The sequence below is a fragment of the Geobacillus sp. FSL K6-0789 genome (assembly GCF_038593135.1).
In the GTDB taxonomy this organism is placed as follows: Bacteria; Bacillota; Bacilli; order Bacillales; family Anoxybacillaceae; genus Geobacillus; species Geobacillus stearothermophilus.
In genome coordinates this window covers 121,405-136,725 of sequence record NZ_CP151966.1, presented here as the reverse complement: position 1 = coordinate 136,725, position 15,321 = coordinate 121,405, and the positions used below count along the sequence as shown (strand labels likewise).

The 15,321-nt window shown below is 51.9% G+C and carries 20 protein-coding genes; all 20 read right to left on the bottom strand.

Annotated features, from left to right (window positions below; translation table 11 throughout):
• Positions 1-24: 24 nt before the first annotated feature.
• Complete coding sequence (gene rplE, locus NSQ51_RS00720; protein ID WP_033008675.1) at positions 25-564, bottom strand: 50S ribosomal protein L5; 540 nt, start codon at positions 562-564, stop codon at positions 25-27.
• 27 nt (positions 565-591) lie between these two features.
• Positions 592-903: a 50S ribosomal protein L24 gene (rplX, locus tag NSQ51_RS00715; RefSeq protein WP_011229631.1), complete on the bottom strand. Its 312-nt coding sequence runs from the start codon at positions 901-903 to the stop codon at positions 592-594.
• A 36-nt stretch (positions 904-939) separates the two neighbouring features.
• Positions 940-1,308, bottom strand: coding sequence for a 50S ribosomal protein L14 (gene rplN, locus NSQ51_RS00710; protein WP_011229630.1), 369 nt, complete (start codon positions 1,306-1,308; stop codon positions 940-942).
• A gap of 48 nt (positions 1,309-1,356) precedes the next feature.
• On the bottom strand, positions 1,357-1,620 hold the full coding sequence (gene rpsQ, locus NSQ51_RS00705; protein ID WP_033008672.1) for a 30S ribosomal protein S17: 264 nt from the start codon (positions 1,618-1,620) through the stop codon (positions 1,357-1,359).
• A 22-nt stretch (positions 1,621-1,642) separates the two neighbouring features.
• On the bottom strand, positions 1,643-1,843 hold the full coding sequence (rpmC, locus tag NSQ51_RS00700) for a 50S ribosomal protein L29 (RefSeq protein ID WP_011229628.1): 201 nt from the start codon (positions 1,841-1,843) through the stop codon (positions 1,643-1,645).
• Positions 1,843-2,268: a 50S ribosomal protein L16 gene (gene rplP / locus NSQ51_RS00695; RefSeq protein WP_011229627.1), complete on the bottom strand. Its 426-nt coding sequence runs from the start codon at positions 2,266-2,268 to the stop codon at positions 1,843-1,845. The genes rpmC and rplP overlap by 1 nt, the downstream gene beginning before the upstream one ends.
• A gap of 2 nt (positions 2,269-2,270) precedes the next feature.
• A complete protein-coding gene (gene rpsC, locus NSQ51_RS00690) occupies positions 2,271-2,927 on the bottom strand; it encodes a 30S ribosomal protein S3 (RefSeq protein WP_033008670.1) in 657 nt (218 codons plus the stop codon).
• A gap of 3 nt (positions 2,928-2,930) precedes the next feature.
• On the bottom strand, positions 2,931-3,272 hold the full coding sequence (rplV, locus tag NSQ51_RS00685; protein WP_033008668.1) for a 50S ribosomal protein L22: 342 nt from the start codon (positions 3,270-3,272) through the stop codon (positions 2,931-2,933).
• A gap of 18 nt (positions 3,273-3,290) precedes the next feature.
• On the bottom strand, positions 3,291-3,569 hold the full coding sequence (rpsS, locus tag NSQ51_RS00680) for a 30S ribosomal protein S19 (RefSeq protein ID WP_003247570.1): 279 nt from the start codon (positions 3,567-3,569) through the stop codon (positions 3,291-3,293).
• Positions 3,570-3,602: 33 nt separating this feature from the next.
• Positions 3,603-4,433: a 50S ribosomal protein L2 gene (gene rplB, locus NSQ51_RS00675; protein WP_011229623.1), complete on the bottom strand. Its 831-nt coding sequence runs from the start codon at positions 4,431-4,433 to the stop codon at positions 3,603-3,605.
• A 27-nt stretch (positions 4,434-4,460) separates the two neighbouring features.
• A complete protein-coding gene (rplW, locus tag NSQ51_RS00670; protein ID WP_033008663.1) occupies positions 4,461-4,748 on the bottom strand; it encodes a 50S ribosomal protein L23 in 288 nt (95 codons plus the stop codon).
• A complete protein-coding gene (gene rplD, locus NSQ51_RS00665) occupies positions 4,748-5,371 on the bottom strand; it encodes a 50S ribosomal protein L4 (protein WP_033008661.1) in 624 nt (207 codons plus the stop codon). Before rplD ends, rplW begins: the two co-directional genes overlap by 1 nt.
• Positions 5,372-5,400: 29 nt before the next feature.
• Complete coding sequence (rplC, locus tag NSQ51_RS00660; RefSeq protein ID WP_033008659.1) at positions 5,401-6,042, bottom strand: 50S ribosomal protein L3; 642 nt, start codon at positions 6,040-6,042, stop codon at positions 5,401-5,403.
• 20 nt (positions 6,043-6,062) lie between these two features.
• Positions 6,063-6,371: a 30S ribosomal protein S10 gene (gene rpsJ / locus NSQ51_RS00655; RefSeq protein ID WP_008881945.1), complete on the bottom strand. Its 309-nt coding sequence runs from the start codon at positions 6,369-6,371 to the stop codon at positions 6,063-6,065.
• 350 nt (positions 6,372-6,721) lie between these two features.
• Complete coding sequence (gene tuf, locus NSQ51_RS00650) at positions 6,722-7,909, bottom strand: elongation factor Tu (protein ID WP_033017243.1); 1,188 nt, start codon at positions 7,907-7,909, stop codon at positions 6,722-6,724.
• Between the two features lie 128 nt (positions 7,910-8,037).
• Positions 8,038-10,116 (bottom strand): elongation factor G, encoded by a 2,079-nt coding sequence (fusA, locus tag NSQ51_RS00645; protein ID WP_049624208.1) that lies wholly within the window; start codon positions 10,114-10,116, stop codon positions 8,038-8,040.
• A 169-nt stretch (positions 10,117-10,285) separates the two neighbouring features.
• Positions 10,286-10,756, bottom strand: coding sequence for a 30S ribosomal protein S7 (rpsG, locus tag NSQ51_RS00640; protein WP_033008652.1), 471 nt, complete (start codon positions 10,754-10,756; stop codon positions 10,286-10,288).
• A gap of 39 nt (positions 10,757-10,795) precedes the next feature.
• Positions 10,796-11,218, bottom strand: coding sequence for a 30S ribosomal protein S12 (gene rpsL, locus NSQ51_RS00635; RefSeq protein ID WP_033008650.1), 423 nt, complete (start codon positions 11,216-11,218; stop codon positions 10,796-10,798).
• Between the two features lie 90 nt (positions 11,219-11,308).
• Positions 11,309-11,557 (bottom strand): 50S ribosomal protein L7ae-like protein, encoded by a 249-nt coding sequence (locus NSQ51_RS00630; protein ID WP_033017245.1) that lies wholly within the window; start codon positions 11,555-11,557, stop codon positions 11,309-11,311.
• Between the two features lie 137 nt (positions 11,558-11,694).
• Positions 11,695-15,294 (bottom strand): DNA-directed RNA polymerase subunit beta', encoded by a 3,600-nt coding sequence (gene rpoC / locus NSQ51_RS00625; RefSeq protein WP_033017247.1) that lies wholly within the window; start codon positions 15,292-15,294, stop codon positions 11,695-11,697.
• Positions 15,295-15,321 lie beyond the last annotated feature (27 nt).

Here is a 15,321-nt window from a genome sequence, read left to right as displayed (position 1 = left end):
CGCCTCCCTTTCCTTATGGGATCATTATTTTTGGAATGGCATGCCCAGCAACGCCAGCAGTTCACGCGCTTCTTCGTCCGTGTTGGCCGTTGTGACGATCACGATATCCATGCCGCGCACTTTGTTCACTTTATCGTAGTCAATCTCCGGGAAAATGAGCTGCTCTTTAATGCCGAGCGTATAGTTGCCGCGGCCATCGAACGCTTTTTTCGATACCCCGCGGAAGTCGCGCACGCGCGGGAGCGAGACCGAGATCAACTTATCAAGAAATTCATACATCCGTTCACCGCGCAACGTTACTTTTGCACCGATCGGCATCCCTTGGCGGAGACGGAAGCCCGCAATCGATTTTTTCGCGCGCGTCACAACCGGACGCTGGCCGGCGATCAACGTCAGCTCTTCAACGGCGCTGTCTAATGCTTTCGGGTTTTGCACCGCGTCGCCGACACCCATGTTGATGACGATTTTTTCGATTTTCGGCACTTGCATGATCGATTTATAGTTGAACTTGCTCATCAGAGCAGGAACGACTTCTTTTACATACTTCTCTTTTAGGCGGTTCATAAAGGTACCTCCTTTCCTGCGTCACGATTATTTATCTAAAATCTCTCCGGATTTTTTCGCGTAGCGCACTTTTTTACCGTCGACAATTTTGTAGCCGATGCGCGTCGGTTCGCCTGTTTTCGGATCTAACGGCATCACTTTCGACACATGGATCGGCGCCTCTTTTTCGATGATGCCGCCTTGCGGATTCGCTTGCGACGGTTTCGCATGCTTTTTCACAATGTTGACGCCCTCAACGATGACGCGGTTTTTCTTCGGAAACGCCGCCAGGATGACGCCTTGTTTGCCTTTGTCTTTACCGGAGATTACTTGCACTTTGTCACCTTTTTTTACATGCATCGCATTCGCACCTCCTTGAAACGTGCTTCCGTCCCATTAGATAACTTCCGGGGCTAACGAAATGATTTTCATGAAATCTTTGTCGCGCAGTTCGCGGGCAACCGGCCCAAAAATACGCGTGCCGCGCGGGCTTTTGTCATCACGGATGATGACGCAGGCGTTCTCGTCAAAACGGATATATGAACCGTCCGGACGGCGCACCCCGCGTTTTGTGCGGACGACCACCGCTTTTACGACTTGACCTTTTTTAACAACGCCACCTGGCGTCGCATCTTTAACCGTAGCGACAACAACATCGCCGATGTTCGCATAGCGGCGGCCCGAGCCTCCGAGCACTTTAATGACAAGCACTTCGCGTGCGCCAGAGTTATCAGCTACTTTTAAGCGAGATTCTTGTTGAATCATCGACGAAACCTCCTTTCGGACTTATCTCCCCGAACTGGAATGAAATGATTACAGAACAACTGCTTTTTCAACGATCTCGACGAGGCGGAATCGTTTCGTTGCCGACAGCGGGCGAGTTTCCATGATTTTGACGATGTCGCCCACTTTCGCTTCGTTATGTTCGTCATGCGCTTTATATTTTTTCGAATATTTCACGCGCTTGCCGTATAACGGATGTTTTTTGTACGTTTCAACCAAAACGGTAATCGTTTTGTCCATTTTGTCTGATACGACCCGTCCGACGTACACTTTTCGTTGATTGCGTTCGCTCATTCCGCAAACCTCCTCTCAAACATTATTTATTGGCAGCGAGCTCACGTTCACGAATGATCGTTTTCATACGGGCGATGTCTTTGCGCACTTGGCGGATGCGCGCCGTGTTTTCGAGTTGGCCCGTCGCCAGCTGGAAGCGAAGGTTGAACAACTCTTCCTTCAACGCTTTAATTTTTTGTTCGATTTCGGCAGTGGTTAACTCACGGATTTCTTTCGCTTTCATTACGCCTCACCACCAGTTTCTTCACGTTTTACGAATTTGCATTTGATCGGAAGTTTGTGAGAAGCCAAACGCAACGCTTCACGTGCCACTTCCTCGGAAACACCGCCCACTTCAAACATCACTTTGCCTGGTTTGACAACGGCAACCCAGCCTTCCGGAGCCCCTTTACCGGAACCCATCCGCACTTCAAGCGGTTTCGCTGTGTATGGCTTCGAAGGGAAAATGCGAATCCATACTTTTCCGCCCCGTCTCATGTAGCGGGTCATTGCCCGACGGGCGGCCTCAATTTGCCGGTTCGTAATCCAAGCCGATTCCAGCGCTTGCAGGCCGAATTCACCAAAATGAACTTCCGTACCGCCTTTGGCGCGGCCTTTCATCCGTCCGCGATGTTCACGGCGATATTTGACGCGTTTTGGCATTAACATGATTATTTTCCTCCTTCCTCAGCTTTTTTCTTTGTCGGAAGGACTTCCCCACGGTAAATCCATACTTTCACGCCGATTTTTCCGTACGTCGTATCGGCTTCTGCCGTCGCATAGTCAATGTCAGCGCGCAGCGTATGGAGTGGAACCGTCCCTTCGCTGTAATGTTCCGAACGTGCAATCTCTGCACCGCCTAAGCGGCCGGACACCATCGTTTTGATCCCTTTCGCCCCGGCGCGCATCGCCCGTTGAATCGCTTGTTTTTGCGCCCGGCGGAACGATACGCGGTTTTCAAGCTGGCGGGCAATATTTTCCGCAACAAGTTTCGCATCCAAATCCGGTTTTTTGATTTCAACGATGTTGATGTGAACGCGTTTGCCGGTCAATTGCGTGAGCGCTTTGCGGAGCGCTTCCACTTCCGAACCGCCTTTCCCGATGACCATGCCCGGTTTCGCCGTATGGATCGTCACGTTGACGCGGTTGGCGGCGCGTTCAATCTCTACGCGGGAAACGGCTGCGTCCTGCAAACGTTTGTTGATGTATTCACGGATTTTTAAGTCCTCATGCACGAGGTCTGCATAGTCTTTTTCCGCATACCATCTCGATTCCCAGTCACGAATGATGCCGATGCGCAGACCGATCGGATTGACCTTTTGACCCACGGATTATCCCTCCTTCTTTTCTGACACGACGATTGTAATATGGCTTGTGCGTTTATTAATGGCGCTTGCCCGGCCCATCGCACGCGGACGGAAACGTTTCAACGTTGGACCTTCATCAACGTACGCTTGGGAAATGACCAAGTTGTTGACGTCCATGTCATAGTTGTGTTCAGCGTTGGCAACAGCCGATTTCAACACTTTTTCAATGATCGGGGAAGCCGCTTTTGGCGTGTGGCGCAAAATCGCGAATGCTTCGCCCACTTCCTTCCCACGGATCAAGTCAATGACTAAGCGCGCTTTACGAGGAGCGATGCGAACGGTTCTCGCAACAGCTTTAGCTTGCATATCCAGAACCTCCTCTCATTACCGTTTTGTTTTCTTGTCATCGCCAGCATGGCCGCGGAACGTGCGCGTCGGCGCAAATTCACCCAATTTGTGCCCGACCATGTCTTCTGTGATGTATACCGGTACATGTTTGCGGCCGTCATATACGGCGATCGTATGGCCGACAAACTGCGGGAAGATCGTCGAACGGCGAGACCATGTTTTGATCACTTGTTTTTGCCCAGTTTCATTGAGCTTTTCGATTTTTTTCATCAAATGTTCATCGCAAAACGGACCTTTTTTCAAGCTGCGACCCATAAGTGAACCTCCCTTCTGAATTGCGCTCGTTCATTATTTCTTACGGCGGCGAATGATGAATTTATCCGATTTGTTTTTCTTTTTGCGCGTTTTGTATCCGAGCGTCGGTTTGCCCCACGGCGTCATCGGCGACTTGCGTCCGATCGGTGCTTTCCCTTCACCACCGCCGTGCGGATGATCAACTGGGTTCATAACCGAACCTCGAACAGTCGGACGGATGCCTAACCAGCGAGCGCGCCCTGCTTTCCCGATGTTGACAAGTTCATGTTGCTCGTTGCCGACTTCACCGACAGTAGCGCGGCATTTGCCCAAAATCATGCGCACTTCGCCCGAAGCGAGGCGAACGATGACATATTTGCCTTCTTTCCCGAGCACTTGCGCCGACGTTCCGGCTGCACGCACCAATTGCCCGCCGCGGCCCGGTTTCAATTCGATGTTGTGGACAAGCGTACCGACCGGGATGTTTTCAAGCGGCAATGCATTCCCGATTTTAATGTCCGCATCCGGACCCGACATGATTTCCATGCCGACTTTTAAGTTTTTCGGCGCGATGATGTACCGTTTTTCACCGTCTGCATAGTTGATGAGCGCGATGTTCGCCGAGCGGTTCGGATCGTACTCAATCGTAGCAACGCGTCCTGGAATTCCATCTTTGTCACGCTTAAAGTCGATGATCCGGTATTGACGCTTATGACCCCCGCCTTGATGGCGAACGGTAATTTTCCCTTGGTTGTTGCGGCCTGCTTTTTTCTTTAATGGAGCAAGCAGCGATTTTTCCGGCTGGTCTGTCGTGATCTCCGAGAAATCAAGCACCGTCATGCCGCGACGGCCGTTCGATGTCGGTTTGTATTTTTTAATCGCCATCGGAATGTCCCTCCTTCGCTTTTAGTCTTACACTTCAAACAGTTCGATTTCTTTGCTGTCTGGCGTCAGCGTAACGATCGCTTTGCGGCGGCGGTTCGTATAGCCGCTGTAGCGGCCGACGCGTTTAAATTTCCCTTTATAGTTCATGATGTTGACTTTCTCGACTTTGACGCCAAAAATTTTCTCGACCGCGTCTTTCACTTCCGTTTTGTTCGCTTTGACGTCGACCTCAAACGTATATTTCTTTTGCCCGATCAAATTCATTGTGTTTTCCGTGATGATGGGGCGCTTAATAATGTCGCGAGGGTCTTTCATTATGCAAGCACCTCCTCTACTTTCTCCACGGCCGCCTTCGTAATGACGAGCTTATCGTGGTTTAACACGTCAAGCACGTTGATGCCGTTGGCTGGAACGACTTTGACGCCCGGGATGTTGCGCGCCGACAAATATACATTCTCATTGAGTTCGTCGGTCACAATGAGTGCTTTCCGATCCACCGAGAGATTGTTTAAAATTTTGACCATTTCCTTCGTCTTCGGTGCTTCAAGCGACAATTGGTCCAGTACCACGATGTCGTTTTCGAGCACTTTTGAAGACAATGCCGATTTGATCGCTAAACGACGGACTTTTTTCGGCAATTTGTAGCTGTAGCTGCGCGGAACCGGACCAAAGACCGTGCCGCCGCCGCGCCATTGCGGAGCGCGAATCGAACCTTGGCGGGCGCGTCCTGTCCCTTTTTGACGCCACGGTTTGCGGCCGCCGCCGCTCACTTCCGCGCGGTTTTTCGTTTTGTGCGTTCCTTGGCGCATCGAGGCGCGCTGCATAATGACAGCTTCGAACAATACGTGTTTATTCGGTTCAATCCCAAAAACGGCATCGTTCAGCTCGATTTCTCCGACTGTCTGCCCGTTTTGGTTATATAATGCTACTTTTGGCATTACGTAGTTCCTCCTTTCTCGGCCAAATGTTATTTCGCCTTCGCTTTCGCTTTAACGGCGCTTTTTACGATCACTAATCCTTTTCTCGGGCCCGGTACGTTCCCTTTGATGAGCAACAAGTTGCGTTCCGGATCGACCTTGACAATTTTCAAGTTTTGAATCGTCACACGCTCGCCGCCCATGCGTCCCGGCAAGTTTTTCGTTTTGAATACGCGGTTTGGCGCGATGGCACCCATCGAACCCGGGCGACGATGATAGCGAGAACCGTGAGCCATTGGCCCGCGCGACTGGCCGTGGCGCTTAATGGCCCCTTGGAACCCTTTCCCTTTGGAAATGCCTGTGACATCGACGATGTCGCCTTCGCTGAAAATGTCTACTTTTACTTCTTGGCCAACTTCATACTCATTGATGTTGGCGCCGCGAATTTCACGAATGAAGCGCTTAGGTGCCGTGTTTGCTTTGGCAGCATGGCCAATTTGCGGTTTGTTGGCGCGTTTTTCGCTAATATCTTCAAACCCTAATTGGATCGCTTCATAACCGTCGTTTTCGATCGTTTTCTTTTGCAACACGACGTTTGGCGTTGCATGGATGACAGTAACCGGAATCAAATCGCCATTTTCCGCAAATATTTGCGTCATACCGATTTTTCTGCCTAAGATTCCCTTCGTCATTCGTCACACCTCCTAATCGATTAAAGTTTAATTTCAATATCAACGCCCGACGGCAAATCCAGCCGCATCAACGAATCAACCGTTTGCGGAGTCGGATTGATAATGTCAATTAAACGTTTGTGTGTCCGCATTTCGAATTGTTCACGAGAGTCTTTGTACTTGTGAACGGCACGCAAAATCGTATAGACCGTTCTTTCCGTCGGCAGCGGGATCGGCCCCGACACTTTCGCCCCAGAACGTTTTGCCGTTTCGACGATTTTCTCTGCCGATTGATCTAAAATTCGATGATCATAAGCCTTTAAACGAATACGGATTTTTTCTTTTGCCATTTTGGTTTCCCTCCTTCTTCGCCTATTTTGAAAATAGACTTCTCCATGGAAATTTCCTGCACACCGCCGTGGCAAAGCGGCCGGGTGTGTCAGCAACCTTCCACTTCATCGCAGTCAAAGACCAACATTTGATATTATACTCGTATGTAAGCGAGATTGCAAGTGATTTCTTCGCTTTTCCCACACTTCCTCATTATACATAGCGGCCGCCTCATTTTCAACAAGACACCCAAACGGTGAAGTTTGGCAAAGCCGCGTCAAAGATTGAAAGAACGGTGATGAATAGGATTCTCTGGCAGCCAGGATAAAGAAAAAAGGATGTCCAATCGTTGGACATCCTTTTTTCTTGATTACTCGATGATTTCCGATACGGAACCAGCGCCAACTGTACGGCCGCCTTCACGGATCGAGAATTTCGTTCCTTCCTCGATCGCGATCGGTGCGATCAGCTCAACCGTCATCTCAACGTTGTCGCCAGGCATAACCATTTCAACGCCTTCCGGAAGCGTGATGATGCCTGTTACGTCCGTTGTGCGGAAGTAGAATTGCGGACGATAGTTCGAGAAGAACGGAGTATGGCGTCCGCCTTCCTCTTTCGTCAGAACGTAAACTTGTGCTTTAAATTTCGTATGCGGCGTGATTGAGCCCGGTTTTGCCAATACTTGGCCGCGCTCAACTTCGTCGCGCGATACACCGCGGAGAAGCGCACCGATGTTGTCTCCAGCTTCTGCTTGGTCAAGAAGTTTACGGAACATTTCAACACCCGTAACCGTCGTGGCTTTCGGCTCGTCAGAAAGACCGATGATTTCAACCGGGTCACCGACTTTGAGCGTACCGCGCTCAACACGGCCCGTCGCAACCGTACCACGGCCTGTGATCGAGAAAACGTCCTCAATCGGCATCATGAACGGTTTGTCAACTTCACGTTGCGGAGTCGGGATGTACTCATCAACCGCGTTCATCAATTCAATGATTTTTTCTTCCCATTTCGGATCGCCTTCGAGCGCTTTTAATGCCGAACCTTTGATAACCGGCACTTCATCGCCCGGGAAGTCGTATTCAGAGAGAAGGTCGCGAACTTCCATTTCAACGAGTTCAAGCAATTCTTCGTCGTCCACCATGTCGCATTTGTTCAAGAAAACAACGATGTACGGAACGCCGACTTGGCGGGAGAGAAGAATGTGTTCGCGCGTTTGCGGCATCGGACCGTCAGCTGCCGATACAACAAGGATTGCACCGTCCATTTGCGCTGCGCCCGTGATCATGTTTTTGACGTAGTCAGCGTGGCCCGGGCAGTCAACGTGCGCGTAGTGACGAGCCTCTGTTTCATACTCGACGTGGGCCGTCGAAATCGTGATCCCGCGTTCACGCTCTTCCGGAGCTGCGTCGATTTGGTCGTACGCTTTTGCTTCGGCTTTCCCTTGTTTCGCAAGAACCGTCGTGATCGCAGCTGTCAGCGTCGTTTTCCCATGGTCAACGTGGCCGATCGTGCCAATGTTGACGTGCGGTTTCGTGCGCTCAAATTTCGCTTTAGCCATGAGAAAGATCCTCCTTAAAAGTAAAATATGAATTTGTATAGTTAGGTAAGTATAGGATGCTTGGGAACAAAATGTTCCCAAGTCTTACTTACATAAGTATTTATAGCGGAACTAGCAAGAGAAATCAATTATTCGCCTTTATTTTTTTTGATAATTTCATCGGCGATGTTTTTCGGAACTTCTTCGTAGTGATCAAATACCATCGAGAATGTTCCGCGCCCTTGCGTGTTCGAACGGAGCGATGTCGCATAACCGAACATTTCGGCCAGCGGTACCATCGCGCGCACGACTTGGGCATTCCCGCGCGCTTCCATCCCTTCAACGCGACCGCGGCGAGACGTGATGTCACCCATAATGTCGCCGAGGTATTCCTCAGGGATGACAACTTCGACTTTCATGATCGGCTCAAGGAGAACCGGATCACACTTCGTCGCGGCGTTTTTCAGCGCCAATGAAGCGGCGATTTTGAACGCCATTTCACTCGAGTCGACGTCGTGGTACGATCCGTCGAACAGTTTCGCTTTAATGTCGACGATCGGATAGCCAGCTAAGACGCCATTTTGCATCGCTTCTTCCAAACCAGCTTGGACGGCCGGCACATACTCTTTCGGAACGACACCGCCGACAATGGCGTTTTCGAATTCGAAGCCTTTGCCGCGTTCGTTCGGCGAGAATTCGATCCAAACGTGACCGTATTGACCGCGGCCGCCGGACTGGCGAACGAATTTGCCTTCGACTTGGGCCGATTTGCGGAACGTTTCGCGGTAAGCAACTTGCGGCGCGCCGACGTTCGCCTCAACTTTGAACTCACGGCGCATCCGGTCAACGATGATGTCAAGATGCAGCTCGCCCATCCCGGAAATGATCGTTTGCCCTGTTTCCGGGTCGGTGTGAGCGCGGAACGTCGGGTCTTCTTCTTGCAATTTTTGCAGCGCTTGACCCATTTTGTCTTGGTCTGCTTTCGATTTCGGTTCGATCGCGACCGAAATAACCGGCTCTGGGAACTGCATCGATTCTAGGATGACGAGGTTTTTCTCATCACATAGAGTATCGCCGGTTGTCGTATCTTTTAAACCTACTGCTGCCGCAATGTCGCCGGCGTATACTTTCGAGATTTCCTCCCGATGGTTGGCGTGCATTTGCAGCAAGCGGCCGATCCGTTCGCGTTTGCGTTTCGTCGAGTTCATGACGTACGAACCGGAATCGAGCGTTCCCGAGTATACGCGGAAGAACGTCAATTTCCCGACATACGGGTCGGTCATAATTTTGAATGCCAGCGCCGCAAACGGAGCGTCGTCGCGCGCTTCACGCGTTACTTCTTCTTCCGTATCCGGAATCACCCCGCGGATGGGCGGAATGTCTACCGGAGACGGCAAGTAGTCGACAACGCCGTCAAGAAGCAGCTGAACACCTTTGTTTTTAAACGCCGAGCCGCAGAAGACCGGGAAGAATTCAACGCTGATCGTCGCCTTGCGGATGGCGGCTTTCAGCTCTTCTTTCGTGATCTCTTCACCTTCCAAATATTTCATCATTAATTCTTCATCCAGCTCAGCGACCGCCTCAACCAACTTGTTATGGTACTCTTCTGCCATATCGCGATATTCTTCCGGAATCTCAATGCGCTCAATGTTTTTGCCGAGCTCATCGTGGTAATGGTATGCACACATTTCAACCAAGTCGATAATGCCAGAGAACTGGTCTTCAGCGCCGATCGGCAGCTGCACCGGGTGAGCGTTTGCTTGCAAGCGGTCATGGAGCGTTTTCACCGCATACAAGAAGTCCGCACCAATCTTGTCCATTTTGTTGACGAACACGATCCGCGGAACGCCATACGTCGTCGCTTGGCGCCAAACCGTTTCCGTTTGCGGCTCTACACCTGACTGCGCGTCTAAAACCGTGATAGCTCCATCCAATACGCGCAACGAACGTTCAACCTCAACCGTGAAGTCGACGTGCCCCGGCGTATCGATGATGTTGATGCGGTGGCCTTTCCATTGTGCCGTTGTCGCCGCCGACGTGATCGTGATCCCGCGCTCTTGCTCTTGCTCCATCCAGTCCATCGTGGCTGCGCCTTCATGCACTTCCCCGATTTTATGAACACGGCCTGTATAGAACAAGATCCGTTCGGTCGTCGTCGTCTTCCCGGCGTCAATGTGCGCCATGATCCCGATGTTGCGAGTATTTTCCAAGGAGAACTGTCTTGCCATAGTGGTTATTTTCTCCTTCCTTCAAAATAAAATAGATAGATGGCGCCTCCATCCTCTTGTTCTGCAGAGAAATGATCGCGCACGCGGCCAAAAAGCCGAAATATGTAGGAAGATAGGTGAACAGGCCGTCGATTGCGCCTTTTCACCTATTCCTTTCAAGCAGCTATTCTTACCAGCGGTAGTGGGCAAACGCTTTGTTCGCTTCGGCCATTTTGTGCGTATCTTCGCGTTTTTTCACCGCTGCGCCCGTGTTGTTGGCAGCATCCATAATTTCGTTCGCCAAGCGTTCTTCCATCGTTTTCTCTCCGCGAAGGCGGGCGTATTGCACAAGCCAGCGCAATCCGAGGGAGACGCGGCGATCTGGACGGACTTCGACCGGAACTTGGTAGTTCGCTCCGCCGACGCGGCGAGCGCGCACTTCCAACACCGGCATCACGTTTTTCAGCGCTTGCTCAAACACTTCCATTGGATCTTTACCCGTTCGTTCACGAATAATATCAAAGGCAGTGTAAAGAATTTTTTGCGCTTTTGATTTTTTTCCGTCGATCATAATTTTATTGATCAAACGGGTAACAAGTTTTGAATTGTAAATTGGGTCTGGCAATACGTCACGTTTAGCAACAGGGCCTCTACGTGGCATAGTTTTTCCTCCCTTCAGGAAAACATTCTCTTCACTTCATTACTTTTTCGCTGCTTTTGGTTTTTTCGCACCGTATTTCGAACGACCTTGCATCCGGTTGGCAACGCCAGCCGTATCAAGCGCACCGCGGATGATATGGTAGCGCACCCCTGGCAAGTCTTTAACACGTCCGCCGCGGATCAGCACAACGCTGTGTTCTTGCAAGTTATGGCCGATCCCCGGGATGTAAGCCGTTACCTCGATCCCGTTCGTCAGACGGACACGGGCATATTTCCGAAGCGCCGAGTTCGGTTTTTTCGGCGTCATCGTGCCGACACGCGTGCAGACGCCACGTTTTTGCGGAGACGCCACGTTTGTTTGTTCTTTTTTGAAGCTGTTGTACCCTTTGTTCAACGCAGGGGATTTCGATTTAAATACTTTTTTCTCGCGTCCTTTGCGGACTAATTGGTTGATTGTAGGCATGAAAAAGTTCCTCCTTTCACATGTATCGTTTAAGCCCACATATCCAGGTGGTTCATCATGTATGCAAACAAAGGTTTAAAGGCAAACTGGTCAACGGAGAATCGCCACCGCAGCCGCGCCGACTTGGATTTTGCATGCTTTGCCGAGCTTTTTCATCGAGTCGACTTTCGTGACCGGCACGTTCGCTTCATTGGCAGCAGCGGTCACTTTTTCGATAATCGGCAAATCGGCATCTTCCGCTACGATCACTTCCGTTACTTTCCCTTCCTTTAAAGCCCTTATCGTTTGTTTGGTTCCAATGACGATTTTCCCAGCCTGCAATACTTTTTCATAAGACATGTAACATATCCTCCAAAGTACCAGGTTGTTGGAACACCTTTATTAGACTACCATTTTCTTTGTTCATTGTCAACTGGATTTTTTTCATCAAGGACCGGCCGGTCAAAGGTTGCCTTGAACCGACCGATCTCTACTTTTTACTTCGATGGAACCGTATCGCCAGCCGTTTCCTTCTTGACGGCAGGTTTTACTTTTCGATAGCGGGCCATGCCCGTTCCGGCTGGGACAAGTTTGCCGATAATGACGTTTTCTTTCAAGCCGAGCAGCTCATCCCGCTTCCCTTTGATGGCGGCGTCGGTCAGGACGCGCGTCGTTTCTTGGAACGAAGCCGCGGACAAGAACGAATCCGTTTCAAGCGACGCTTTCGTAATACCCAGCAGCACCGGGCGGGCTGTCGCCGGTCGCTTTCCTTCGCGGATGGCTTGGGCGTTGACATCGGTAAACTGGTGGACGTCCAAAAGCGTGCCCGGCAGCACATCCGTATCGCCGGCATCGACAACGCGCACTTTGCGCAGCATTTGCCGCACCATCACTTCAATATGCTTATCGCTGATTTCAACCCCTTGCATCCGGTATACTTTTTGCACTTCGCGGAGCAAGTATTCTTGCACAGAAGTAATGTCGCGCACGCGCAACAACTGTTTCGGGTCGACCGAGCCTTCTGTCAGCTCCTGACCGCGCTCGACGCGCTGTCCTTCTTCCACTTTGATCCGCGCGTTGTATGGAGCAACGTACGTGCGCGTTTCGACCTCGCCTTGAACAACGATCTCATATTGGTTGTCGCGCGTTTCGTTCACGGAAATGACCGTGCCGTCGATTTCGGAAATGACCGCTTGCCCTTTCGGATTGCGCGCCTCAAACAGCTCCTGCACCCGCGGCAAACCTTGGGTAATGTCGTCCCCGGCGACGCCGCCCGTATGGAACGTCCGCATCGTCAGCTGCGTGCCCGGCTCACCGATCGATTGAGCGGCGATAATGCCGACCGCCTCGCCAACTTCCACATCCATGCCCGTCGCCATATTGCGGCCGTAGCATTTTTTGCATACGCCATGGCGCGTGTTGCAGGCAAAGACGGAGCGGATCCACACTTCCGTAATGCCCGCCTTAATAATTTCGTTTGCAATGTCTTCAGTGATCATTTCATCTTTGCGGACGATCACTTCACCGGTTTCCGGATGGCGCACCGTTTTGTGCGCATAGCGGCCGACAAGCCGTTCTTCCAGCTTGACGACGACCTCGGTGCCATCCGTCAATGCGCGTGCCAAAATGCCGCGGTCGGTGCCGCAATCCTCTTCGCGGACGATGACATCCTGCGCCACATCGACGAGACGTCTCGTCAAATATCCCGAGTCGGCCGTTTTGAGCGCCGTATCCGCCAACCCTTTTCGGGCGCCGTGCGTCGAGATAAAGTACTCCAATACTGTCAGTCCTTCGCGGAACGACGATTTGATCGGCAGTTCGATGATCCGGCCGGCCGGGTTGGCCATTAAGCCGCGCATCCCGGCGAGCTGCGTAAAGTTCGACGCGTTCCCCCGCGCTCCGGAATCGCTCATCATAAAGATCGGGTTGCGCTTATCGAGCGATTTCATCAAGCGGTCTTGGATTTTATCTTTCGCCGCGCTCCAGATGGAGATGACACGCTCATACCGCTCTTCGTCGGTGATCAACCCGCGGCGGAACTGCTTTAAGACGGTATCGACCTTCGCTTGCGCCTCATCCAAAATTTCTTGTTTTTCCGGCAAGACGACAATGTCAGCGACGCCGATCGTAATCCCGGCTTTCGTCGAATATTGGAAACCGAGGTCTTTCATGCGGTCCAGCATTTTTGACGTCTCGGTGATTTTGAACCGCTTGAACACTTCAGCAATAATTTGCCCGAGCACTTTTTTCTTAAACGGCGGCACAGGCTCGCGCTTGCGAATCTCCTCGCGCACGTCGACCCCTTTGTCAAGGAAATACTTGTCCGGCGTCCGCCCTTCGATGTTTTCCGTCGTCGGCTCGTTAATGTACGGGAACGAGTTGGGCAAAATTTCGTTGAAAATCAGTTTTCCGACCGTCGTTAAGAGCAGTTTGTTGTTTTGCTCCTCGGTAAACGTTTCATTTTTCAGCGAGCCGGCATGGACGGCGATGCGCGAGTGGAGATGGACATAACCGTTATGGTAAGCGAGCAGCGCTTCGTCCGTATCTTTGAACACCATGCCTTCGCCGATCGCCCCTTCGCGTTCCATCGTCAAGTAATAGTTTCCTAACACCATGTCTTGGGAAGGTGTCACGACCGGCTTTCCGTCTTTCGGGTTCAAAATGTTTTGCGCCGCCAGCATCAACAGGCGAGCTTCCGCTTGTGCCTCGGCCGACAGCGGCACGTGCACCGCCATTTGGTCGCCGTCGAAGTCGGCGTTGTATGCCGTACAAACGAGCGGATGAAGGCGGATGGCCCGGCCTTCGACGAGCGTCGGCTCAAAGGCTTGAATGCCGAGACGGTGAAGCGTCGGGGCGCGGTTGAGCAGCACCGGATGCTCTTTAATGACGTCTTCAAGCACATCCCATACCTCAGGGTGGACGCGCTCAATTTTCCGTTTCGCGCTTTTAATGTTGTGCGCCAACCCCCGCTCCACAAGCTCCTTCATGACGAACGGCTTAAACAGCTCGAGCGCCATTTCTTTCGGCAGGCCGCATTGATACATTTTCAAGTTCGGACCGACGACAATGACGGAACGGCCGGAGTAGTCAACGCGTTTGCCGAGCAGGTTTTGCCGGAAGCGCCCTTGCTTCCCTTTCAGCATGTGGGAAAGCGATTTTAACGGGCGGTTCCCCGGCCCGGTCACCGGACGGCCGCGGCGGCCGTTGTCAATCAAGGCGTCGACCGCTTCCTGGAGCATCCGTTTCTCGTTTTGGACGATAATATTCGGCGCGCCAAGGTCAAGCAGGCGCTTCAGCCGGTTGTTGCGGTTAATGACGCGGCGGTACAAATCGTTTAAGTCCGATGTCGCAAACCGGCCCCCATCGAGCTGGACCATCGGGCGCAATTCCGGCGGAATGACCGGCAATACATCTAGCACCATCCACGCTGGGTCGTTTCCGGAGCTGCGGAACGCCTCAAGCACTTCAAGCCGTTTAATGATACGGGCGCGCCGCTGTCCTTGCGCCGTCTTCAGTTCTTCTTTCAACGCCGCCACTTCTTTATCCAAATCAATGTCCTGAAGCAGCTTTTTGATCGCTTCCGCCCCCATCGACGCTTGGAACGACTGGCCGTATTTCTCGCGATAGGCGCGGTATTCCTTTTCCGACAGCAGTTGTTTTTTCTCCAGCGGCGTATCGCCGGGATCGGTGACGACGTAAGAGGCAAAATAAATCACTTCTTCGAGCGCCCGCGGCGACATATCAAGCACAAGCCCCATCCGGCTCGGGATGCCTTTGAAATACCAGATGTGGGAAACCGGAGCAGCGAGCTCAATATGACCCATCCGTTCGCGGCGGACTTTTGACCGCGTCACTTCAACGCCGCAGCGGTCGCAGACAACCCCTTTGTAGCGGACGCGCTTATACTTGCCGCAATGGCATTCCCAGTCTTTTGTCGGGCCGAAAATGCGTTCGCAAAACAAGCCGTCTTTTTCCGGCTTTAGCGTCCGGTAGTTGATCGTTTCCGGCTTTTTGACTTCACCGTACGACCAAGAACGAATTTTCTCCGGGGAAGCGAGCCCGATTTTCATGTACTCGAATTTATTGACATCTAGCAAGGGGTATACCTCCCTCTTTGATCCGTC